This window comes from Bacillus atrophaeus (genome assembly GCF_039519175.1).
GTDB classification, from domain to species: Bacteria; Bacillota; Bacilli; order Bacillales; family Bacillaceae; genus Bacillus; species Bacillus atrophaeus.
In genome coordinates, this window is sequence record NZ_CP154443.1 from 2075050 (window position 1) to 2101281 (window position 26232).

The following is a 26232-nucleotide window of genomic DNA, read 5'->3' on the forward strand; positions in this document are numbered from 1 at the left end:
ATATAGAATGAATCAAACCGATGTCTTTCAATTGAAAACTGCAGCTCTTGAAAAAGTGAAGGAGCGGCAATATTGGACGGCTGCATTATCTCATATGCCGACGGACTGCCGTTTTCCTTATCATTCACAGCACCTTGACCAAAAAGATGAAGAAGCTTCATTAACGTTCACATTTCCGCCTCAGCTGGAAAAGGCCATCTTAAAGGCAGCCGGAGCATCGGATTTGCGTCTGTTTATCATTTTTATGACTACAGCGGTCACACTGCTGCATCGGTACACCGGAAGGACGGATATCATAACGGCGGCTCCTGTGCTGAAGCAGCGGGAAACACAGCCGATAATCAATGATCTTCTTCCGCTGCAGGTGAAAACAGATCCATCTATGAGTTTCAGAGACTGCCTTGAGCGGGTGAAACAGGCTTTTCAACAAGCGCATGCCCATCAAAATTATCCTGTGAAAATTCTGTTGGATGAGCTTCATCCTTTGCATAAAAAGGGGGAGCCCCGCTTCGGGATTTCCCTTGCAGTGGCTGGCCTTCAGCAGCCTGCGTCATTGAAAGAGATGGACACCGATTTGTTGATTTCCATCCAGCGTGACGAAGGGATATTGACTGGTAAGGTGAGCTGGAATTTGAAGCATTACACATTTGAAACTGCTGAACGGATAGCGGGACATTTTTGCACGCTGACAGAGCAGGCAATGTCAGCGCCAGAGACACCGGTCTCTGAACTGCAATTTCTTTCTCAAGAAGAGAGAGAGCAAATCACCACCGCTTTTAATCAAACAGATCAGCCATATCCGAAAAACAAATCCATTGTCGACCTTTTCAAAGAACAGGCCGATCGCAAGCCGGATCAGCCGGCGATTGTTTATGAAGATGTCAGCTACACGTACTGTGAGGCAGATGAATTGTCAGACAGAATCGCGGCTTTTTTGATAAAAGAAGGTGTTCGCCATGAGGAGCCTGTGGGGCTGATGGTCGATCGCTCGGCTGAAATGGTGATTGGCATATTGGGCATTTTGAAAGCCGGCTGTCCTTATTTGCCTCTAGATGTGAATCTTCCGTCTGAGCGGATGGAATATATGCTGAAAAACAGCGGTTCGCGTTTAGTGATCACGAACGAAGACACTGCCATTTCTGCTGACAGGCAAAACAGATTGTTTATAGAGGAGATGCTGAAATTCGATCAGGTAGCGGAGCAGGAGCGTCAGCCGTCTCCTGAAGACCTTGCTTATGTGCTGTATACATCCGGGACAACCGGCAAACCGAAAGGTGTGATGGTTGAGCATCGTCAAGTCGTCAATTTGGTGTCTGGCCTGGACGGCATTCATTTTCAGCCGCTTTCACAAGTGCACCTCCGCATAGGAATGCTTGCGTCACATATTTTTGATGCTTCGGTGCAAACGATGTTTCCCGCGCTGCTTCTCGGGCACACCTTATATATTGCACCGGATCATGCGAGGATGGATGGAAAAGGGCTGTGGTCATTTTATGAAGAGAATCACATTCATATTTCAGACGCGACGCCATCCCATTTACGCCTTATGATCAAAGCGGCTGATGAGAATGAGCCGCATCACGTTGAAGAGCTGAAGTTAATATTGGCAGGTGGCGAAGTCCTTCCACCCCAATTGGTTCAGCAATTTTTACAAACGTTTCGAGCTGACAAGCCAGTGATGACAAATAATTACGGACCGACGGAATGCGCGGTACAGTCAGCCGCTTTTATCATTCCCGAGTCTTGGAAGGAAGCTGCTGTGCCGATCGGCAGGCCGATGCCGAATGAGCAGATTTTTATTTTAGATCACTGTGGCCAGCCTGTGCCGATCGGCGTGTACGGAGAATTATGCATTGCCGGCGACGGTGTGGCTAGAGGATATATCAACCAGCCAGAGCTGACGGCTGAAAAGTTTACAGTACCGCAACATATCCCTGCCAGCAAGCTTTATCGTACCGGTGACTTAGCGAGATGGCGTTCTGACGGATTGATCGAATTTTTCGGCAGATATGATGATCAAGTGAAAATCAGAGGATTCAGAGTGGAACTTGATGAGATTAGGCAGACACTGCTAGATTACCGCGAGTCAGGACAAATCATTCATAATGCTGTGGTCATTCCAGTTCGGAAGGAATCAAATGATCAGTTTCTTGTGGCGTATCTGATTTCCGATCAAAAGCTGAAAACTCGAAAAATGAGAGGGTTTTTAGCATCAAAGCTGCCCGGTTATATGATCCCGAGACGATTCATTCGGGTGGAATCATTTCCGATGAACCTGTCGGGAAAGCTCGATCTTCAGGCGCTCCCTGATCCAACGGAAGAGCCTGAATCGCTCGAGAAAGTCATAAAACCGCACAATGAAACCGAGAAAAAATTAGTTTCAATTTTTGCCGAGATTTTGAATATCCCTGAATCTGATATCAGCATGGAGGATAACTTTTTTGATATCGGCGGAAACTCATTTCACATCGTTGAACTATCGAACAAAATGAAAGAGCAGTTCGGGCAGGAGCTATCAGTTATTCAGCTGTTCCAATACACATCCGTATCGGCAATAGCAGCCCAGCTCAGCCGGCAAGTGGAGTCTGAGAATTCTGCAACAGATGCTGAGGGGGCGGAAGAGGCAGCGGAAGATTTAGAAAATGTCGTACAACTGTTAGGCGGGATCTCTGATGAGTAAAACAACAGGCTTAGAAATAGCTATTATTGGAATGGCGTGCCGCTTCCCGGGTGCCAGGAATATTGATGAGTTTTGGGAGAACCTCAAAACGGGCACGGAGTCGATTACGTTTTTCTCAAAAGAAGAACTGATGGAAGCTGGTGTTCCTGAAGAACAGCTGGATCATAAGGATTACGTCAGAGCCAAAGGAAAAGTGGACAGGCATGACCATTTCGATGCGGCGTTTTTCGGCTACTCGCAGCGGGAGGCTGAGGTGATGGACCCGCAAGTACGAATGTTTCATGAAGTCGCATGGGAATCGCTTGAAAACGCGGGCTACAATCCGGAAAACTATTCGCAGCCTATCGGCTTATTCGGCGCGGCTTCTGCAAATTTGTACTGGCAGGCAAGCTCAATGCTATTGAGAAGCAGCAGTTCTTCTGAGCAGTTTGCAGCAGTCCAGTTGACGGATAAGGATTTCATGAATACGCAAGTTTCCTACAAATTAAATTTAAAAGGACCGAGCATCGCAGTGGATACAGCCTGTTCTTCCTCTCTCACCGCTGTGCATCTCGCATCCAGGGCTTTGCTTACTGGTGACTGCAAAATGGCGCTCGCCGGCGGAGTGACGGTGACTTGTCCCCACAAAAAAGGCTATATGTATCAAGAAGGGATGATTATGTCGCCGGACGGCCGCTGCCGTACTTTTGACGCAGAAGCAAAAGGGACGGTCGGCGGTGAAGGCTGCGGCGTCATCGTGTTGAAAACCTTAAAGCAGGCGCTGAAGGATCAAGATCATATTTACGCTGTCATTAAAGGATCAGCCTATAATAATGACGGTAGCCGGAAAGTTGGCTTTACCGCCCCGAGTATCGAAGGGCAGGCGGATGTCATTAAAAAAGCGCTGAATATCAGCCGAGTAGAGCCTGAAAGCATTTCTTATATCGAAGCACACGGCACGGGCACCTCTCTTGGGGACCCTGTTGAAATAGAGGCGCTCAAACAAGCGTTTCAAACCGATAAAAAACAGTACTGCGCAATAGGGTCTGTTAAAACAAATATCGGTCATTTGGATTCAGCCGCTGGAATTGCGGGGTTGATTAAAACGGCGCTGAGTCTCAAAGCGAGAACCCTGCCGCCAAGCCTTCATTATCAGAAGCCAAATCCGAAAATTGATTTTGAAAACAGCCCTTTTTATGTCAGCGCATCAGCAAAAAAATGGACAACATCTGCCCAGGTACTCCGGGCGGGGGTCAGTTCCTTCGGTATCGGCGGCACGAATGTTCATGTCGTTATAGAGGAGCCGCCGCTAAAGGAACGATGTCATAAAGATCAGGAAGAGTCCCTCATGCTTGTATCTGCCCGATCTCAAAAAGCCGCGGTGAAGGCTGCCGATCAGGTGAAGCAATTTATAAAAGAGAACAAAGAGGTGCCGCTTCAGGACATTTCGTACACACTGCAGGAGGGCCGCAAGCATTTTCAGTACCGCCAGGCTTTTACGGCAGGTCCTTTAGGGATAACAAGCGGATTGTCAAAGCCTTCTCTGGCGCTGGAGAAGCCGGCTGTCGTTTTTATGTTTTCCGGACAGGGCTCCCAATACGTCAATATGGGGAAACAGCTGTTTGATACGGAGCTTATATTTCATGAGGAGCTGCAACGCTGTTTTACCATTCTCCAATCAGAGGAAGGAATCAATATAAGCAGCGTGATGTTTCCAGCTGATGAAGCAGAAAGCGCAGAAGCTGAACGGCTTATCCATCAAACATCGTATACGCAGCCGATTCTGTTTTCTTTTGAATATGCGCTGGCGTCCCTCTTGATCAAAAAGGGTCTTAAGCCGCAGTACATGATCGGCCACAGTATAGGGGAAATAGCGGCAGCCTGCCTGTCCGGCGTTTGTTCATTAGAAGACGCCCTCCATATGGTGGCGGTGAGAGGCCGGCTGATGCAGGATATGCCGGAGGGAGAAATGCTAAGTATCGCCCTGCCTTGCAGAGAGACAGAGATGGAATTGACGGCGGGAGTTGAGCTGTCGGCTTCAAACAGCTCGGGTTTATCGGTTGTATCGGGGCGGAGAGAGCCGATTAATGCCCTTGCCGCCAGCCTGCAGAAAAAAGGAGTGGCGATTCAGCATTTAAAAACGTCTCATGCGTTCCATTCAAGCATGATGGAGCCGGCGGCATCCCGTTTTGCTGATTGTCTTCAAGATATGGAATTACAAGCACCCGACATCCCCTTTATTTCGAATGTGACAGGCGATTGGATAAAAGGGGAGCAGGCGGCAGATCCGCATTATTGGGCCTCTCATATTATGAAAAAGGTTGATTTTGATTCAGGACTGAATACACTGCTGCAAATGGACAACGTTGTATTTGTCGAAATCGGACCGGGGAATACATTAACGCAATTTGTGAGAAAGCATAAGAGCTTCACAGATCGGCATGCCGCTGTAAACATCATCAGGCATCCGAAGGAAGCAGCGTCTGACCGGACATATCTGTTAAATAGCATCGGCAAGATTTGGGCGCATGGTACAAGCTTCAACTGGAAGCATTTTCGCCAAGATGACCCATACAAAAGAGTTCCGCTTCCGACGTATCCTTTTGAGCATCAAGTATTTCCCGATCCTCAACCGTCTCAAGGCAGTATGGAGGAAAAGATCAAAAAAGAATTAAAACTAAGTGCTACATCGGATGAACAGCAGCTTCCTTTTGATAAATGGTTTTCCATCCCAATCTGGGAAAGATCAGAACCGGCTATCAAGACAAGAACCCACAAAGGAAAGCAGATACTCATTTTTGAACAAAACAGTAATGTCAGCCAATATCTCTTAAAACAGCAAGCGGAAGCAGTGTCTGTCCTGCTGGGTGATCGCTTTGCAGAAATAGACAGAAACACGTTTACAGTAAATTATCGTGAAACCTCTCATCTGCAAAAACTTCTGGATGAGCTGAAAATAAGGGGATTTGTCCCTGATGAAATCCTCTGCATGTGGATGCAGGATTCTGATCACTGTGATACGGACATTGCGGAACACACATTAGCCGGTTATCTTCCTCTTCTTGATCTTGTCCGGTTGCTGGCAGAGAGTAATAAAAGAATGAACATCACCGCTGTGACAAATCAGGCGCATGATGTGACGGGAATGGAAGACCTTCAGCCCCACCAGGCCGCACTCACAGGAGTCTGTCTGACCATTCCTCAAGAGTATAAGCAAATCAGCTGCAAAACCGTCGATCTTTGTCCGCATCCGCGGCACGGTCAATCAGGCTGGGCTGAAATAATTTCTTATGAACTGACTAAAGAAGATGATCAGCCTGTGGTGGCTTATCGAGGAAACAGCAGGTGGATTCGGCGGGCGAAGCAGGCGGTCAAACAAGATGAGATGGATATGACGGACAATCTCAGGTACAAAGGTGTTTATTTCATTACAGGAGGCCTCGGCGGGATCGGATTATCGCTTGCATCTTATTTAGCCGAAAAGGTTCAAGCAAAACTGGTGCTGCTAAGCCGAACAAGCCTGCAAGATATGGAAGTAGCCGAAAACGGCACGGCTGAATCCAGAAAACTCAAAGCGGTGGCTGAGCTTGAGAAGCTGGGATCTGAGGTGCTGGTATTGCAGGCGGACGTTTCAGACGAGGCAGAGCTTCAAAACGCTTTGCAAAAGGCAAAATACCGGTTCGGACAAGACATTCATGGCGTTATTCATGCAGCGGGCGTTCCCGATGGTAAAGTGATTCAAGCAAGGACACCAGACGATGAGTGGCATATGGCAAAAGCCAAAATCGCAGGAACTGCTCTGTTAAGAAAAGCATTTAGAGACAAACAGCCGGACTTCTTTCTGCTTTGTTCCTCTTTGGTTTCTTTTTTAGGAGCAGGAGGCCAGGTCGGCTACGCAGCAGCAAACGCATTTTTGGACAGTTTTGCACATGCATGCCGAAAAGAAGGCGAAAACCTGATAGCGGTCAACTGGGACCGCTGGGAACAAGTAGGGATGTCGCATGAATCGGAAACGGCAGCCATCCTTTCGAAAATAGTGAACACAGATGAGCAAAACAAAGGAATCCTGCCGGCTCTAGGAGCAAATGCGTTTAGGAAAGCTTTGCAGCTGAACTATCCGCAAGTGCTGATTTCGCTGCAGGACGTACACAAACGAATAGAAGACAGCTATGTGAAAAAGGATGGACAAAACGCAGAGCCTGTGCTGACGAAAGAGCGCTTGGACACTCTTGAAGAAAGACTGATGGATATCTTCAAAGATTATTTTCATTCCGAGACTGATGTAAATATAAATTTCTTTGAATTAGGGGCTTCTTCACTTGATCTTCTTCAAGTAAGCGGCAGGATCAAAGCTGAACTTGGCGTGGATATCCCGGTTGTGATGATGTACAGCCACCCGACGGTTGCAGCGCTAACCCAAGCCGTCAAATCTCAGCAAAGCGGTGATGAATTGCACAAAAAAGGAATAGAGCCAGATCGCCAAAAAGTCATAAATGAAGGGAAAAACCGGCGAAAACAGCGAATGAGAAGAAAATAGATGGGAGGCTGATTTCCATGGCTGACGATAAACAATGGACAGAAACAGGACTGGAAATAGCAGTAGTCGGTATGGCGGGCAAGTTTCCAGGCGCGGCAAATATTGATGAGTATTGGAGCAACATTTTAAAAGGAATAGAATCGGTCACTCAATTTACCGATGAAGAATTAAAAGAAGCCGGAGTGGATGAGTCGCTGCTTTATCAAGAGGAGTATGTAAAAGCAAAGCCGATTATTGATCAAGTTTCTGACTTTGATGCAGAGTTTTTCGGCTACTCACCCAGAGAAGCTGCTTTGATGGATCCTCAAATCAGACTCATGCATGAATGTACCTGGGAAGCGCTGGAGCATGCGGGCTGTGATGCTGAACGATTTAACGGGCTGATCGGGCTGTATGCTGGTGCTTCCAGCAATTTGTCCTGGATGGGCCAACATATGTCTTCTCTTCATAAGAATGAAGACGCTTTTCAAATCATGCACTTAAATGATTCGTCGTTCGCGTCACGAATCGCTTATAAACTTAATTTGAAAGGGCCGAGTGTATCCGTTCAAACCGCTTGCTCGACTTCTCTTGTCGCGATTCATATGGCATGCCAGGGCTTGATTGGAGGAGAATGTGACCTTGCATTAGCTGGAGGTGTTACCCTGAGCCTGCCGCATATATCTGGGTACCTTTATCAGGAAGGAATGATCTATTCATCAGACGGTCATTGCCGCCCATTTGATGAAAAGGCGAACGGAACCATTTTTGGTGAAGGAGCCGGAGTGGTCGCATTAAAGCGATTGAAAGATGCCCAAGCTGACGGCGATGTGATTTATGCGGTTATCAAGGGCTCTGCAATTAATAATGATGGAAATAATAAAGCCGGGTATACGGCTCCAAGCGTGGAAGGGCAGGCGAATGTCATTGCCACAGCTATGGAAATGGCGGAAACGGACCCGGAAACCATTGGTTATGTTGAGGCCCACGGGACAGGAACGCCAGTCGGAGATCCGATCGAAATAGAGGCGCTTATCCGTGCTTTCAATACAGATAAAAAAGCATATTGCCGCATTGGTTCTGTTAAAGCGAACATCGGGCATCTGGACGCCGCCTCTGGGATAGCGGGATTTATCAAAACCGTTATGATGCTTCATCATAAAAAGTTGCCGCCCGCTTTTCACTATCAAAAATCGAACCCGCGCATCAAGTTTGAGAACACGCCGTTTTTTGTCAATACAGAGCTGACCGAGTGGGAATCTCTGCAAGGACCGAGAAGAGCCGGAGTGAGTGCCTTTGGAATCGGCGGAGCTAATGCGCACGTTGTCCTTGAAGAGCCTCCATTTCATACTGATGAAATGCCAGCCGGCAATCCTGAGCTTGTTGTTCTTTCTGCGAGAACAAGACAAGAGCTTGCCCGCTCTATGGATCAAATGGCTGACTTTCTTCGCCGGAATCCAGAAGCGCCGTTGCCAGCCACAGCTCGTACATTACAGCTTGGCAGAAAACAATTTCAGTACAGAATCTCATTTGTTGCTACACATCAAAAGGATCTGCTTGATCAGCTTTCTGATCATCGGCGTGAGAAACGAATCAGCGAATCGACAGCTGTTCCAAGCAGTACCATGTTTGTATTTGCGGGAGACGTTCAAGAGGGCTTTGGCCGATATGCGCAGCTGTACTGCACAGAGAACCTGTTCAAAAAAGAAGTTGATGTTTGTCTTGAACAGGTGCAAAACGTTTTTCAGCAGGATGTCCTCAGCTTCTTTAAAGCGTGCATTTCTGCCCCAAAAACATACCGAGAAGAGAAAGAACTGGGATTGGTCCATGCGTTGTCGTTCATCATGGAATACGCCGCAGCCCGTTTTTTACAGCACATCGGCATTACGCCAGACCGCTTTATCGGGCGGGGATTCGGGGAGTTTACGGCGGCCTGTGCGGCAGGGATGTTTTCCTTTGAAGAAGGTGCCATTGCTGCATATAAACGCGGAGAGTTAATCAGCGTGTCCCCGGCAGGAAAAATGCTCGGTGTCAGTCTGTCAGAATCGGATATCATTCAATACTTAGAAAAATCATTATCCCTTGCGCTGATTGATGAGCGGTATTGTGCCGTCTCTGGTTTGCCAGAGGATGTGTATCAGCTGAAGGCACGGCTTGAACAAGAAGGAATAGCTGCTGAGTTATTTGATGGAAATACCGCATATCAATCGGATCTGCTGGCTGACGCAGCGGAAGAATTCATGCGCTTCCTTGGCACGATGGAAATAAGATCACCAGACATTCCAGTCGTTTCATCCGTCACTGGAAAAGTTCTTACAAATGACGAAGCAGCAGATGCCAGCTATTGGGCCGGCCAAATCTGCAAGCCGATTCGATTTTTTGAACACATCTCGTCTTGCTTGCGGGAGGAACCTGCTGTTTGCATAGATCTGCGTTTGACTCAGGGTGCATCAGTATTTACAGAGCGCCGATCAGTTGGCATGACAGGTGAACTTGGCACGCGAGGATACACAGACGTTTTAAAGTTACATATATACGGAGCGTTGTGGAGTCTTGGCGCTGAGATTGATTTCAGCGCCCTGCATGAACCTCAGTATAATAAAAGATTAGCACTGCCGACTTATCCTTTTACAAAGCAGCATTTCCCGCTGCCTGACAGCTTAGCACAGGATAGGGAGGAAGGTGCGCCTCAGCAACAGGCGGATCCGCATCCCGAATTATCGGTCTTGACGTTATCAGCTGTTGAAAAGGCAATCAGTGAAATTGTCATAAAGCATTTTGGATACCATGAACTGGACGATGAGATGCCGTTTTTTGAGCTAGGGGCTACGTCACTTGATATCTCTCAATTGGCGGCAAAATTCACGGATTATCTGAAATGGAAAGTGGATTCAGTTATGCTTTATCAATTTGCCACAGTTCGCAGCTTGGCAAAGCATCTTCATCAACAGATTCAAACGATGACTGGGCAGCCGCAAAAGACACAGCATCAAAAGGTGCCGCAAAGCCGTCCGAACGGCCGGGGATCTGATATCGCGATCATCGGCATGGCAGGACGTTTTCCGGGAGCCGGCAATTTGGATGAGTTTTGGAATAATCTCGTAAACGCCAAAGAATCTGTCAGTTTCTTTACGGATGAAGAATTAAAAGCGTCAGGCATTGATGATCAGCTCTTGCAGCATCCCGGTTATGTAAAAGCGAAGGGGGTCATCGGGGATTCCGATATGTTTGATGCGGACTTTTTCCAATATTCCTCAAGAGAAGCAGAACTGATGGACCCGCAATTCAGGCTTTTGCATGAATGCGCATGGGAAGCGTTAGAGGATGCGGGATGCGATCCGGAACGAACAACAGGTAAAATCGGCGTGTATACCGGGACGAGTCCGAACCTTGAATGGATTACCCGTTTTGCAGGGAAGCTAAATGGGGCCGAGCAGTTCAGTTCCATGCTGTTAAATGACAGAGAATTCTTCAGTACCCAGCTTGCTTATAAATTAAACCTGCACGGACCAAGCATCACGATGCAGACAGCCTGTTCCACTTCTTTAGTGAATATCGGAGCGGCATGTCAGGCGCTGCAAAGCGGGGCATGTGACGCGGCGCTTGCGGGAGGCGTAACCGTCAGCACGCCTTTGCGGTCAGGATATGTGTATCAGGACGGCATGATTCAGTCACCGGACGGGCATTGCCGGCCTTTTGATCATGATGCAGGCGGTACAGTCTTTGGCGATGGTGCCGGAATCATTGTTTTAAAAAGGTATGAGGACGCCGTTAAAGAAGGACATACCATTCACGCGGTCATAAAAGGGGTAGGAATGAATAATGATGGAAGCCGAAAAGTCGGTTTTACCGCTCCGAGTGTAGAAGGTCAGGCAGAAGTATTAAAGAATGCGTACCAGAATGCCGGTGTCGATCCGGAAACAGTGGGATATATCGAAGCTCACGGAACCGGTACAAAAATGGGCGACCCAATCGAAATAGAAGCGCTGAGCCAGGTCTTTAAAAGTGATAAAACGATGACAGTTCCAATCGGGTCAGTTAAAAGCAATGTCGGGCATTTAAACAGTGCTGCCGGCATTGCCGGCCTCTTTAAGGCCGTCTTATCGCTAAAACATAAAACAATTCTGCCAAGCTTGAACTATAAATCGCCTAATCCGCATATTCAATTTGACCGGACGCCGTTTTATGTCAATACTGAGGCAAAATACTGGAAGGAATCCAGTCATCCTAGGCGGGCCGGTGTCAGCTCCTTCGGAATCGGCGGGACAAACGCACATGTCGTACTGGAAGAAGAGCCGCTGTCAGGCAGAGAAGCTTCTGAAAGACAAAGACATCTGCTTGTTTTGTCAGCTAAAACAGACACAGCTTTAGACCGGATGACCCATCGTTTGAAGGAATTTCTCCAGACGCATCCGGACGTTCCGTTAGAGGATGTGGCATATACCTTACAAACCGGCAGAAAACAATTTCCATACAGAAAATCTGTCGTGCTGTCAAAATCAGCGGAATGGGATAGCGGCACAGAACTCACAGGCTTTCAAAGAAACAGCGGGCGCCCGGCTGCCTTTATGTTTTCAGGCCAAGGCTCTCAGTATATTGATATGATGAAAGATTTATATGAAGCAGAACCAGTGTTTCAGAAAGAAGCAAACCGCTGCTTTGCCTTGGCTGAAAAAACACATCAGATCGATTTGAAGGCGACCGTCTTTCCAGATTCAAAAGACGGGGTGCGACTGACAGATACTGCTGTTGTGCAGCCGTTGCTGTTTATCTTTGAATACGCGCTCGCAAAGCTGCTGCAAAGCGCAGGCATTTCACCGGATTATATGATCGGGCACAGTATTGGCGAGTATACCGCAGCGTGCCTGTCAGGCGTGTTTTCGTTAGACACAGCCTTAATGCTGGTCATGGAGCGGGGACGATTGATGCAGAAGTTGGAGTCCGGGGCGATGATGAGTGTCCAGCTATCTGAGGATGAGCTGCAGCCGCTGCTTGCCAACGGTCTATCGCTTGCAGCTGTCAATGCTCATGATTTATGCGTAGTATCCGGAAAAAGTGAGGAGATTGAGGCGTTAGCGGTTCTCCTTGAAGAGAAGGGCATTGCCGGGCGGCAGCTGCATACTTCTCATGCTTTTCATTCCTATATGATGGAGCCGATTCTTGCGGAATTTGAAGCGCTTGTAAAGCAAATGGATATTCATACCCCAAGTATTCCTTTTGTCTCCAACGTAACAGGAACATGGATACTGCCGGAACAAGCAGCAGATCCGACTTATTGGTCTCAGCACTTGAGAGGCACAGTGCGTTTCCAAGAAGGATTAGAGCAAATTCTAAGTGATGAAAACGTGCTGTTGATCGAAGTCGGTCCCGGCAGCACACTCAGTACATTTGCCAAAAGGCACAAGAAGCGAACAAGCCGGCATGACATCGTTCATACAGTCCGGCATACTCAAGAACCGGCTGATGACCATGCTTATTTTTTGAAAAAATTAGGCCAGATTTGGGTATGCGGATATGAGATTGACTGGAACAGGTACTGCGGTGATAAGTCTAAGCGTCTCGTATCGCTGCCGCCTTATCCTTTTGAGAAAAAACGCTATTGGATAGATGCGGCTGATAATACGGCTGCTTTCGCCGCAGCTGATGAGCCAAATCGAAAGAAGCTGATGGATCAATGGTTCTACCTTCCATCATGGGAAAGAAAGATTAAGCCCGTAAACGGTCGAAAGCAAGAGCAGCCAGCTGAAAGCGGGAAAACGCTTGTCTTTCATGAAGGAACAGCCTTTGGAGACCGGCTGGTGCAAACGATACGCCGTCATGAGCATGAAGCGGCAGTTGTTACAAGGGGCCGGCAATTTGAAAAGGTGAACAGCAGATTATATGTCATTAATCCGGCCGACAGCACGCATTATGAGCGTTTGTTTTCGTCACTTGCTTCAGACGGACTTCTTCCAAACCGCATAATGCATCTATGGAGCGTTTCTGAACAAGGAGAAGCTCAGCAATCTTTCAGTGTTTACAGTGAAAGCGGCTATTACAGTTTGATTTTTACTGCACAGGCAGCAGCCAATCAAAAACAAATGAATCAATGTGACATGTTTGTGCTGACAAGCGGCATTCATGAGGTGACGGGAGAAGAACAAATCGATGCAGAAAAGTCCCCGATTTTAGGGCCGGTGAAAGTTATACCGCAAGAATACAACCATATGAAGTGCTGGAACATCGATATCCCTCCTTTACCGGACATTTTGACATGGAAAGAAGAGGAGCTGATTGACCAGATCCTGGAGGAAGCCGAAGCCCCGGATCTAGATCAGATTATCGCATATCGAAGCCGCCGCAGATGGGTGCAGACGTATCAGCCTGTTCAGTTAAATAAAGCATCCGGCTTGCCGGAGATGATCCGCCCGAGTGGCGTATATCTTATCACTGGAGGACTTGGCGGAATCGGTTTTGTTTTATCTAAGATGCTTGCGCAAGAAGGGAATGTCCGTCTGGTTCTGACAGGAAGAAGCGAACTTCCGCCGCGAAGCCAGTGGGAAAGCTGGTGCAAAGAACATCAGGAAGATGATCCGATAGCGGTGAAAATCGGGAAAATAAAAGAATTGGAACGGCTGGGCGCAAAGGTGACAGCCCTTCAGGCGGATGCAGGAAGCCTGTTAGATATGCAGTCTGTTATGAGAGAAATCCATGCTGAATTCGGACAGCTGACCGGCGTCTTTCACGCCGCTGGTCTCCCGGGCAGTTCATCATTCCGGGCCATTAAGGATATACCTGCAGCAATTGAAGGCGGAGAAGATCAATTCAAGTCTAAAGTAAGAGGCCTGGAAGTGCTTGAATCGTTATTGGAAAACGAAAAAATAGATTTCTGCTTCTTGTTTTCATCGATCAGTGCTTTACTCGGCGGTCTCGGTTTTTCCGCTTACTCCGCAGCGAATATTTATATGGATGCCTTTTCCGTGAAGATGAATCAGCGCAGCGAGACTCCTTGGATATGCGTCAATTGGGATGCCTGGAACTTTTGGGGACAGCTTGAATCTACAATTGGAGAATCCATTGCTGATCTTGCGATTTTGCCCGAAGAAGGGGGCGAGCTTTTTCAATATGTGCTGTCTGATGTCCGCAATCGCTATTTATTGGTTTCAACAGGTGATTTGGATCACAGAATCAGGCAATGGATATCCATGAATACAGAAAGCAGAGCGGGTGAGAAGAAAAAGGCAGCCGCCGTACACACCAGACCTGAATTGAATAATCCATATGTCGCCCCGCGCAACAAAACAGAACAGATCATTTGCGGCATCTGGCAGGATTTTATGGGTTTGGAGCAAGTCGGCATACATGATAACTTTTTTGATCTTGGGGCCAGTTCTTTAGATATTGTACAAGTGACAAACCGTTTAAATAAAGAACTGGGAACAAATGAGGCGGTGGTGACTTTATTCACATACCCATCTGTGGCTGCTTTAGCGCAATTTATTAGTCCTGATCAAGAAGAAAGTGATGAGGAGAAAGAGGAATTGGCGGCTGTATCCAGCGGACGGAGAAAAACGCGGATGCGCAATCAGCGAGATAAAAGATTGAGAGGCGGCGAATAGAATGAGTAATTCTAACAATTCGAATCACGGAGCTGAAATTGCTGTTATCGGAATGGCAGGCCGATTTCCGGGAGCGAAAAACATGCAGGAGTTTTGGAGCAATTTGATAAATGCGAAAGAGACGATTTCTTTTTTCACTGATGAGGAACTGAAAGAAGAGGGCGTCGATGAAGAGCTGCTGAATGATCCGCGATTTGTAAAAGCAAAAGGAATTGTGGAGGACGTAGACTTGTTTGACGCCGGCTTCTTTGACTATACGCCGAAGGAAGCGGCCATGATGGATCCGCAGTTTCGCATCTTTCATGAATGCGTGTGGACTGCGTTGGAAGATGCCGGCTATGATCCCTTCACTTATAAAGGACAGATCGGTCTTTATACCGGAGCCGGCCTGAATGCAGAATGGGTGCTGAGGGCTCTTCAGGGTGCTAAATCGGGAGAAGACTCAAAAACGCTTGAAACGGCTGTTTTAAATATGAGGGATTACATGGCGACACTTATTTCCTATAAACTCAATCTAAAAGGGCCGAGCATGATGGTGCAAACCGCTTGCTCGACCTCGATGGTCTCTATTCACCTTGCCGTTCAGGCTTTATTAAATGGTGACTGCCATATGGCGGTCGCAGGAGGTGTCTCCATTCGCCTTCCGCAAAAATCTGGATATCTCTATCAAGAAGGCATGATTCATTCTCCAGACGGACATTGCCGCGTCTTTGACAATGAGGCGGCAGGTACAGTTTTTGGAGACGGGGCAGGAGCTGTGATTTTAAAGACGCTTGAGGATGCCGAAGCAGACGGAGACCATATTTACGCTGTGATAAAAGGAACGGCGGTCAATAATGACGGCAGCCGAAAGGTGGGATATACGGCGCCGAGCACAAAAGGTCAGGTGACAGCCATCAAAACAGCCCTGCACATAGCCGAGGTTGATCCTGAAACCATTACGTATGTTGAGGCTCACGGCACAGGCACGACACTTGGTGATCCAATAGAGATTGAGGCTTTAAAGCAAGCCTATCAAACAGACCGCCGCGGTTACTGCAGAATAGGGTCTGTCAAATCCAACATCGGTCATTTAAATGATGCGTCAGGTGTGGCTGGATTTATGAAGGCTGTACTCAGCTTAAAGCATAAGGTGATCCCGCCGACCCTGAATTTTGAAAAACCAAACGCCAAAATCGATTTTGCACAATCGCCATTTGTCGTCAATACGGGACTCACCCCTTGGGAAGAAAATGAATTCCCGCGCAGGGCGGGTGTCAGCTCATTCGGCATAGGGGGAACAAACGCCCATGTCATATTGGAAGAAGCGCCGGCAGAGCACGGGACAGGTCAAAGACATGATGCGGAACTCTTCGTGCTGTCAGCCAAAACGCCGGCAGCGTTAGATAACATGACAGATCGGCTATCAGACTATTTTATGAAAAATCAGCAGGTCAATCTGGCTGATGCAGCATACACGCTTAAAACGGGGAGACATTCGTTCCCTTATAAAAAAGCCATTGTGGCCTCGGATGTGTCTGAGCTTCTTCAAGCTATTCATGAAAACCGCCATGAGTCTGTTAAAACCGGAAGCTCTCAAACTGCAAGCCGGCCCGTGGTCTTTCTTTTCCCAGGACAGGGAGCGCAGTATGTTGATATGGCTAAAGGGCTCTACGATACCGTACCGGTTTTCAGGGCAGAGCTCGATGACTGTTTTGACATATTAAAAAATCACATGGATACAGATCCGCGCACGGTACTTTTCTCAAATGATAATCAGCATGATGCAGGATTGATTAATCAAACTGAATATACGCAGCCTCTTCTATTCTGTATCGAATATTCACTTGCGAAAATGCTGATCCACTGGGGAATTAAGCCAAAAGCAATGGCAGGACACAGTATTGGGGAGTATACAGCTGCAGCAATTTCAGGTGTGCTCTCTTTGGAAGATGCTCTTGAAATCGTGAGTTTTCGAGGAGCTGCACTGCAAAAACTGCCGTCCGGTTCCATGCTCAGCGTTTCTTTAAGCGAAGCTGAGATCAAACCGTATACAGACGGAACGGTTTCAATCGCTGCTGTGAATGCACCGGATTCATGTGTTGTATCAGGGGAATCAGACGCGATTGAGGCATTGGAAAGGAAGTTGAGCGCCGAGGGGCACAACTGCAGAAAGCTCCATACATCTCATGCTTTCCATTCACATATGATGGAATCGGTTTTAGAGAACATGAAACATAAACTCTCAGCCTATCAATTTAAAAATCAAAAGATTCCGTTTGTCTCAAATGTAACAGGGGACTGGATCACAGACGAAGAAGCCGGAGACCCGGCATATTGGGCTCATCATTTGCGGGGGACCGTCAGATTTATGGACTGCGCAAAACGTTTAAAAGAAGAATTGAATCCGATTTTTATAGAGGTCGGCCCAGGAAATGCTTTACGTTCGTTTGTCAGCAAGCTGTATCAGGCGGAGGATCAGTCGCAAATCGCGATCCAGCTGTTGAGGCATCCGAAGGAGTCAGCCACCGATTACCGTTATTTGCTGAGCAGGCTGGGAGATGTGTGGCTGCACGGGGTTCCGATCGATTGGAAAGCTTTTTATGATCAGGAACAATACCGCCTCATTCCGCTTCCGACGTATCCTTTTGAAAGAGAGCGCTACTGGATTGATCGGGTAAAAGAACAGCCGGGAGCACGGTCAGCGGAAGACTTTCAGCTTTTGGTGCCAGAGCAAACAAATGACGGACAGACTGATGATACTGAATCTGATGTTCCATTTACTGAGACAGAAGCGGCTTTGGCCGTCATGTGGAAGGACATTCTCGGAGTCCAACGTGTCACCTTGGATGCTCACTTTTTCGAAACAGGCGGGCATTCATTAAATGCCACCGGCCTCATTTCCCGCATACACAAGGAATTTGGAGCGGACCTTACGTTAAGCGACGTGTTTCAGCATCCGACAATCCGTACGCTTGCCGCGCTTATCGAGCGCTCTGACCGAAATCAATATACAGCTATTCAGCCTGCGGAGAAAAAAGATGTCTACAGGCTGTCAGCGGCACAGCGGAGAACGTATTTAATTCATCAAAGAATCGGGCAGGTTACCACGTATAACATGCCGATGGCTCTTTTATGCCTTGGAAAAATTGATGCCGCCCGCTTCGAGGATACGTTTAAACGACTGATAGAAAGACATGAAACACTTCGTACGACGTTTGAAATAAAGGATGGAGAGCCTGTTCAGAGAATCCATCAGCAATTTGATTTTTCAATTGAACAAACACAAGCGAACATGGACGAGCTTGATGACGAAATCCGTTCATTTATACGGCCGTTTGATCTCAAGGTCTCCCCATTAATTCGGGTAAAATTCGTCAAAATTGAGGAAGAAAAGCACGCGCTGCTGGTTGATATGCATAATATTGTGGCAGACGGCGCCTCAATGAATATTTTCATCAAAGAATTTACCCAATTATACAGAGGAGAACAGCTTTCCGGTAGCATGGTCCAGTACAAGGATTACGCGGAGTGGCAGCAGTCATTTTTCGAAAGTGAAATGTTTAAACGCCAAAAAGAGTATTGGCTGAAACAGCTTGAGGGCGAAGTGCCTGTGCTGGATATGCCTCTTGATTATGAGCGTAAAGAACAGAGCTTTTTAGGCAGGGCAATCAAGTTTACAATTCCTCCGCACGTTTTAGAAAAGCTTGAGAAAATCGGAGAGGCGCAGCAGCTGACGAACAACGTCATGCTGTTCCAGCTTTATGCCATGCTCCTGTCCCGCTATACAGACCAGCAGGAGCTGATGATCGGCTCATTGGTGGCAGGCCGGCGTCATGCGGATATTGAGCATACAATCGGTATGTTTACGAACTTCCTTCCGATTAAAGTTCATTTAAATCCAGAAGAATCGTTTGCTGATAACCTTCAATACACGAAGAAAACATTGCTTGAAGCATATGACCATCAGGATTATCCATATGATCAAATGGCGGAAGCACTCCAGCCGGTGATCAAGCCGAATCACAATCCTTTCTTTGACACCATGCTGATTTATCACAATGAGTATGACCCGAATATAAAAATAGAGGCTGATGGACTGACATTTGAAACATATGAATTTGCAAAGGGCATTTCAAAGCTTGATATGAAAATGGATGTTGTGAAAGAAGTGACGGGAGAGCTTAAATGTGTGCTTCAATACAACCGGTCTCTTTTCACTCATGAATCTATGCAGGCGTTTGTTTCTCATTTTATCTCTCTTGCCGAAAGAGCTGCAGAAGAGCCCGAAAAAATCATAAAGGACATCCCGGTGCTCAGCCAAAAAGAACAGGAAGAGACAAAGCGAAAAAGGGAGAGAGAAGCAAACCGAACAATTGAGTGTCCATTAGCTGTTTGTTCCAATTTCACAGCTGATCCGATTGTGCCTTACCTAAAATGGTGGGGTAAACAGTTTGATATTCATCTTGACGTAAAACTGTCTCCTTACGGACAGGTGTTTCAAGAATTACTTAATGAAGAAAGCCTGCTGTCACGCCAAAAAAACGGTGCTAATCTGCTCCTGATCCGTCTTGAGGACATGGCGGGAGATGCTGGGCTCTCTTTGGAAGAAAGAATCTCTCACCTTCAATATAATTCAGACGAACTGCTTGCCATCATCAAGCAAAAGAAAAAGGAAGTGCCTTATTTCATCGGATTGCTGCCACTGGAAAACATGGGAGAAGGGCGGCTCTGGGACATCATCATGCAGGCACAGCAAAATTGGGTATCGCAGCTAGCTGACGAAAAGGATATCCATCTGGTTGATCTCCGCACTCTTCAACAAACGTACCAGCTTGATGATATTTTTGACCCGCAAAGTGAACGAGCGGCACGAATACCGTTCACTGAAGAGTTTTATGCGGCGATGGGAACACGGGTGGCGCGCGAACTTACGGCATGGCTGAAGCCTCCATTTAAAGCGGCTGCCATCGATTGTGACGGCACGTTGTGGAGCGGCACAGTGTCTGAAGCTGGGGCGGATGGGATCACCGTTACTCCTGCTCATCAAGCGCTGCAGCGATTCTTTAAGAAAAAACAAGAAGAGGGTCTGCTTCTTGTGCTGACAAGCAGAAACAACGAAGAAGACGTCTGGGATGTATTTGAACGTCATCCGGATATGATTTTGCAGAAGGAAGACTTTGTCCTATCTCGCGTTAATTGGAATGAAAAAGCGAGAAATATTAAAGAAATGGCGGATGAGCTGAACATCTCTGCGGATCGGTTTATGTTTTTAGATGATGATCCTGCTCAATGCCTTGAAATGAACGAACGCTTGCCTGAGGTTCTGACCTTGCTACTGCCGTCTGATACGGAATCCATCCCAATGTTTTTAGAACACATCTGGGCATTTGACAGGTTCAGAGTGACAGAAGCTGATCATAAACGCACGGAACGGTACTTGGCCGCGCAAGAAAGAAAAATAGATCTCAAAACGGCCCGTTCACTTGAGGAATTTCTCTCCGGCTTAGGGCTGCGTGTAGCTTTGACTGAAATGACAGAAGAGCATTTGCCGCGTGTCGCTCAAATGAGTGCGAGGATCAATCAGTTCAATTTGAATCCGTCGGTTTATCGTGAGGTGAAGCTTGCCCAGCGGCTTGATACGGACGGACACATCGGCTGGATTGTTGAAGCGGCGGACAGATTTAGTGATGAAGGCATTGTTGGTGCGATCATGGGAGTCCTAATGGAAGACTCATTAAAGATCGATACATTTCTGCTCAGCTGCCGTGCATTAGGCAAAGGCATTGAACATAAAGTGCTGTCGGGGCTTGCTTCATATGCACGGGAAAAACAGCTCCCGACGCTATCCTTGGAGTTTAAGGATTCAGGCAGAAATCGCGCCTTTTCTGAGTTCTTGGCTGCGCATCGTTTTGAAGAAGAAACGGGTCCGGTTTATCACATCTCTGTGTATGATGTAGAGGATCGAAGCGGGCATATCGAATGGGGATCGTCTCGGCAGCCTGCGCCGCACGTAACGGAGAAAGCGGCTGCAAGTGATGTATTGCCCCAAGCTTTCATTGAAAACACAAATGCTCATTGGGAAGTGCTGTATGCTGAACAATCCCTGCATTCTCCATATTTAATTGCCTTAGATACAAACCGGCCGGAGCATTTGCGTGCTTTATTAGCGAAGGAACATATAGGAGCCGAAGCAGAAGAAAGCGGGCCGGAAACAGAACAGCAAAAAATACTCGCGGACATTTGGAAGGATATTCTCCACTTGGATCATGTAGGAATTGACAAAGATTTCTTTGATTTAGGAGGAAATTCGCTTCTCGCTGTCAAAATGGAAGTAGAGATGGAAAAGAAGGGCTGGTATGTTAATGATTTGAATTTTGTAAAAAAACACACGATAAGAGAATTATCTAAATATATGAAAAGGGAGAATCAGCATGCATAAAGATATTAAAGCAATATTCGATGAAGAAAAGGTTCTGACAGAAGCTGCCGTTATATATGGATTTACAAGAGAGCAGGTGCAATTCTTAGCGGATGCGGAAAACTATGTGTATGAGTTTGCTAAAGACAACGAATCTTATATTTTAAAGATTACACACTCGATTCGCAGGTCGCCTAATTACATTATGGGGGAAATGGAGTGGCTCCATCACCTTGCTGAAGGAGGACTTTCTGTAGCCAAACCGATCCCGTCGCTAAATGGAAAAGACGTTGAGGAAGTGCCAGATGGAAATGGCGGAGCGTTTTTACTCAGAGTATATGAGAAAGCGCCTGGGCATAAAGTAGACGAATCTGACTGGAATGAAAATCTATTTTTTGAGCTTGGCAGATATACAGGGAAAATGCACAGTCTGACAAAAAGCTACAAACTGAGTAATCCCGTTTTTAAAAGACAGGAGTGGGATGAAGAGGAACAGTTGAAGCTCAGAAAGTATGTTCCTGAAGACCAGACAAAGGTTTTTCAGCAGGCGGATGCTTTAATGAAAGAGCTGCATCAGTTGCCAAAGGGGCGGGATAGTTACGGCTTGGTTCACGCTGATCTGCACCATGGAAATTTTAACTGGGATCATGGGAAAATCACTACGTTTGATTTTGATGATATCGGCTATAACTGGTTCGTTAATGATATAAGCATCCTTCTCTACAATGTGCTGTGGTATCCGGTTATTCCATATAAAAATAAAACTGCTTTTACAGAAGAATTTATGACGAATTTTATGAAAGGCTACAGGGAGGAAAATGAAATTGATGCCGTATGGCTCAAGAAAATCCCGGATTTCCTTCGCCTGCGCCATATGCTGATTTATGGATTACTGCATCAAATGTTTGACCTTGATTCAATAGGAGAAGAAGAAAAAGAAATGCTGAAGGGATTCAGAAACGATATCGAAAATCAAACGCCGATAACCGAATTTGACTTTTCGGCTTTGGCTTAAGAAATACGCGCCGATCCTGTTCGGGACCGGCGCTTCTTATAAAAAACTCCGGCTGTGCGCCGGAGCTTTTTATTTTTGTTCTAAAATAGCAAAAATGTTTTTTGCCTGCTGCGTATTGTCGATGAGTCCCTTCCATTTTTCCTTTCCCGGCCCGTAAGCATAAACCGGTACGTCTTCCCCGGTGTGGGCTAATGTCGTCCAGCCTGAAAAAGACCGTTTATCAAAAATCAGTTGAATACTTTTTTGAACAGCTGCTGTATCCGATTGTGAGGCTGCGTTTTTCACCTGATTTATCTCACTTTCCGTCAGTTCCATATCAATATAAGTGCTCAGTACCTTTTCGGCATCTTGCCCTTCAGCGATCTTCTCCGCCATATAGCCCGGCGTTTTTTTTGCGGCGATGATCGGAGCAGGGTCCCATTTATAGCCGGTCTCGCGCGTCATGCCTTCAGCGCCGTAGGAGAACCCGCCTGTAGAGTGATCAGCGGTGATGATAACCAATGTTTCTTTATCTCTTTTTGCGAAATCAAGCGCCGATTGAACGGCCTTCTCGAAGTCTTCCATTTCGCTCAAAGCGCCTACCACATCATTTTCATGGGCTGCATTGTCAATATTGCTTCCTTCCAGAAGCATAAAAAAACCGTTTTTGTTCTTTTGTAACTGTCTGAGTGCTGCTTCTGTCATGTCTTGTAGAGAAGGTGTACTGTTCTCTCTGTCAATCGCTTTATCCAATTCAACCTCTCCAAACAGCCCGAGCAGCTTGCCGTGCTGATTTTTTTTCAGGTCTTGCTTTGTGGTCACATAATGATAGCCGTCTTTTTGGAATTCCTCAGCCAGGTTTCGATCCTTACGAATGAAATATTTCGCTCCGCCTCCCAGTAAAATATCAGCTTTATGGGATCCGTTAACGCGATCATCATAGAATTGATCGGCGATTTCAGTGTAATTTTTCCGTGAGACGTTATGTACGCCAAAAGCAGCGGGAGTGGCGTCGGTTAAGTCCGAAGTCACGACGAAGCCGACGGACATCTTTTTCTCTTTGGCAGCTTCTGTTACGCTTTTGAGCTGCTGATGTTTGTTGTCTACAGCAATGGCGTCATTGTATGTTTTCGTTCCGGTTGCCATGGCGGTTGCAGCAGCAGATGAATCAGTGATATTGTCTCTAGGATCATTGGGGTGTGTCATCTGCACTCCTGTTAAATAAGAATCCCATGCTGTTTGTACGGGAGTGTTCAGCTTTTCGCTTTTTAATGTTCTATAGCTGTTAATCATAGGCATACCCATTCCGTCTCCGACGATAAAGATAATATTTTTGGGACTCTTGCTGTGGCTGCTCTTAGATGATTGAGAAATAGAAGGGGAAATAAATTCTGTTACAGCAAAAATACATAAGAAAGCAGTCAAAATGAGGGTGACAGTTACTGTGAACCGGGTTGAAATAAGAAACATCTCCTTTCATTATATTATTTTACTAATATGTATTTTATTTGAATATAATAGAGACTTCAATGTTTTTTTCAACCATACAAAAAGCCAATAGGGAAATAATGCCCCATTGGCTTTTATAATGTATCGCACTTCACGCCGACCACACCTTCAATGTCTTTGATATCATAGTAGACATCAGTCGTGTATCTTTTTTTATGGACACGTACCTTGACTTCCATGATCGGAAATTCTTTTTCATGAAGGTCATCGATTCGGACGGAGTATGTTTTAATATTTCTTCTTTTCATTTCTTTTAAGATCTCTGTCATTTTGTTTTTATCGGACAGCGACATTCTGATGCGGATGTCTTTTTCCTGCAAGCGGTCGGGACCGATTTTTCTGATCAGCCACGGCAAAACTTCCACGCTGATCAAAATGAACAGGAGGCTGACGAATGCTTCTTTATAGAAGCCTGCGCCGGTGGCAAGGCCGAGTCCGGCCGCTCCCCAAATCATGGCGGATGTGGTCAAACCGGAAATGACATCATTGCTTTTCCTTAGAATAACACCGGCACCGATAAAACCGACCCCGGAGATGATTTGCGCCGGCAGCCGCAGCGGGTCCATCATGATGCGGTAGTATTTAGGGAAATGATATGCCGCGTTAATACTGACAATCGTCAACATGCATGAGCTGACGGCGATCACGATACAGGTCTTTAACCCAAGGGGTTTATTTTTTAACTCCCGCTCAAGACCGATGATCATGCCAATCAAAGTGGCAATGCCCAATTTTAATAAAATGTCAGGATCAATATACCAGCTCAACAGCAACTTCCCCCTTATCTATGGTGTTTTTAAATAAATATGATTTTCTCACAGTATTTATCGCAAAACAAGAGCACAAAAGCCACCAAGCAGTGCTTGATGGCTTTTGGATTACTTTTTGCGCATTAACAGCTTTTCCATGACGCCGAATAATCGGTAAGAGGCTTTTGCAGGCCGCTTTGTAATAAAGCTTCCGATGATACCGGCAATCATACTCAGGAAAAATCCTGGAATCATTTCATAGATACCTGTAGAATCCGCTAAACCAGTTGTTATCCAAATTAATACTGTCGCAGCTCCCACAACCATGGCTGAAAGGGCGCCCCATTCAGTCATCCGTTTCCAATACAGACTCAGAAGAATAGCAGGCCCAAAAGCAGAACCGAACCCGGCCCATGCATAACCAACCAAATCAAGAATGGTGCTGCTTGGATTCAAGGACATCAGAATCGCAATGACAGCGATAATCAATACTGACAGCCGGCCGGTCATGACCAATTCTTTATCAGATGCTTCACGTCTGAAAAATGTCCGGTATAAATCCTCTGTCATCGCGCTCGCTGTTACCAGCAGCTGAGAAGAGATCGAACTCATAATCGCCGCTAAAATAGCAGATAGCAAAAATCCCGTAATTAGAGGATGGAACAATATTTTAGAAAAAATAATGAAAATCGTTTCAGGATCGCTTACAGCAACTCCGAATTTATGCGCGTAAGCCACACCGACTAAACCTGTTACGGTTGACCCGAGAATGGATATAACCATCCAGCTCATACCGATTCTGCGCGCAGGCTTTAAATCCTTGATATGCTTAATCGCCATAAAACGGACAATGATATGAGGCTGGCCGTAGTAGCCTAAGCCCCAGGCCAAATAAGAAATAATGCTAATGACGCTCGCGCCTTTAAAAATATCCAATAGCTTTGGGTCTACAGCTGTAATCTCATGTAAAGCAGGAGACACGCCGCCCAGCTGGGTAAAAGCAACGATCGGCACAAGCACTAGTGCTGCAAACATGATCGCACCCTGTACAAAGTCAGTCAGACTGACAGCAAGGAAACCGCCAAACAATGTATATAACACGACAACGCCGGCAGTCAGCAGGAGTCCAAGTGTATAATCGGCTCCAAAAGCAGATTCGAATAATCTTCCGCCTGATACCATACCTGAAGAAGTATACAATGTGAAAAAGATCATAATAATTAAAGCTGATACAATTTTCAGCACTGATGAAGAATGCTGGAATCGTTTATCAAAGAAATCGGGAATCGTAATCGCGTCATCCGCTGCTTCCGTATACGCTCTAAGACGCGGAGCCAGAAGAAGATAGTTCGAATATGCGCCGATTGTCAAACCGAGTGCAAGCCATAATGTGGAAAGCCCTGTAGCAAACATTGCCCCTGGAATTCCCATCAGCATCCATCCGCTCATATCCGCCGCTCCTGCAGACAATGCGGTGACAAACGGTCCGAGGCCTCTTCCTCCAAGCATGTAATCGTTGATATCGGTTGTTTTCTTAAATGCATACCAGCCGATTAACAGCATGGCAGTAAAATAAATTCCTAACGATATGATAATTTCAATACTCACGTTTTACCCTCTCTTCGATTCTATTAATGTTGCATCACCTCTCTAATTGATGGTGCCAGTTAAGCATCCTGGCGCAAGTGCGAAACAAAAGAAACCTTTTGCAGGTGCACTTGTTAACTTAACCTAACAAAGTATTCCCGGCGGTTCAACCGACGAAACCTGAATGATCAGAAATCAATATCGTGATAAACCTAGATAG

Annotated in this window: 8 protein-coding genes; 5 read left to right on the forward strand and 3 right to left on the reverse strand. The window is 46.4% G+C overall.

Features of this window, described 5'->3' with window-relative positions; all coding sequences use genetic code 11:
* Window positions 1-7: 7 nt before the first annotated feature.
* Genes AAHT65_RS10555 through AAHT65_RS10575 form a run of 5 tightly spaced genes read left to right on the forward strand, consistent with a single transcriptional unit; the run spans window position 8 to window position 22188 of the window.
* A complete protein-coding gene (locus AAHT65_RS10555) occupies window positions 8-2680 on the forward strand; it encodes a non-ribosomal peptide synthetase (RefSeq protein WP_343311471.1) in 2673 nt (890 codons plus the stop codon).
* Window positions 2673-7196, forward strand: coding sequence for a type I polyketide synthase (locus AAHT65_RS10560; protein ID WP_343311472.1), 4524 nt, complete (start codon window positions 2673-2675; stop codon window positions 7194-7196). Before AAHT65_RS10555 ends, AAHT65_RS10560 begins: the two co-directional genes overlap by 8 nt.
* Before the next feature lie 17 nt (window positions 7197-7213).
* On the forward strand, window positions 7214-14773 hold the full coding sequence (locus AAHT65_RS10565; protein WP_343311473.1) for a beta-ketoacyl synthase N-terminal-like domain-containing protein: 7560 nt from the start codon (window positions 7214-7216) through the stop codon (window positions 14771-14773).
* A gap of 1 nt (window position 14774) precedes the next feature.
* Complete coding sequence (locus tag AAHT65_RS10570; protein ID WP_343311474.1) at window positions 14775-21194, forward strand: HAD-IIIC family phosphatase; 6420 nt, start codon at window positions 14775-14777, stop codon at window positions 21192-21194.
* The gene (locus AAHT65_RS10575) at window positions 21187-22188 is read left to right on the forward strand and encodes a phosphotransferase enzyme family protein (protein ID WP_094231581.1); all 1002 of its coding nucleotides are present in this window, start codon (window positions 21187-21189) and stop codon (window positions 22186-22188) included. The genes AAHT65_RS10570 and AAHT65_RS10575 overlap by 8 nt, the downstream gene beginning before the upstream one ends.
* Window positions 22189-22257: 69 nt before the next feature.
* Here AAHT65_RS10575 and AAHT65_RS10580 read toward each other — a convergent pair whose 3' ends face one another.
* The 3 genes from AAHT65_RS10580 to putP all read right to left on the reverse strand — a co-directional run bounded on the left by AAHT65_RS10580 (window position 22258) and on the right by putP (window position 26033).
* Entirely contained in the window at window positions 22258-23637 is a 1380-nt protein-coding gene (locus tag AAHT65_RS10580) for an alkaline phosphatase (protein WP_343311475.1), read from the reverse strand.
* Between the two features lie 113 nt (window positions 23638-23750).
* Window positions 23751-24449: an MgtC/SapB family protein gene (locus AAHT65_RS10585; RefSeq protein WP_315916544.1), complete on the reverse strand. Its 699-nt coding sequence runs from the start codon at window positions 24447-24449 to the stop codon at window positions 23751-23753.
* Between the two features lie 105 nt (window positions 24450-24554).
* Window positions 24555-26033, reverse strand: coding sequence for a sodium/proline symporter PutP (gene putP / locus AAHT65_RS10590; protein ID WP_094231584.1), 1479 nt, complete (start codon window positions 26031-26033; stop codon window positions 24555-24557).
* Between the last annotated feature and the right edge of the window lie 199 nt (window positions 26034-26232).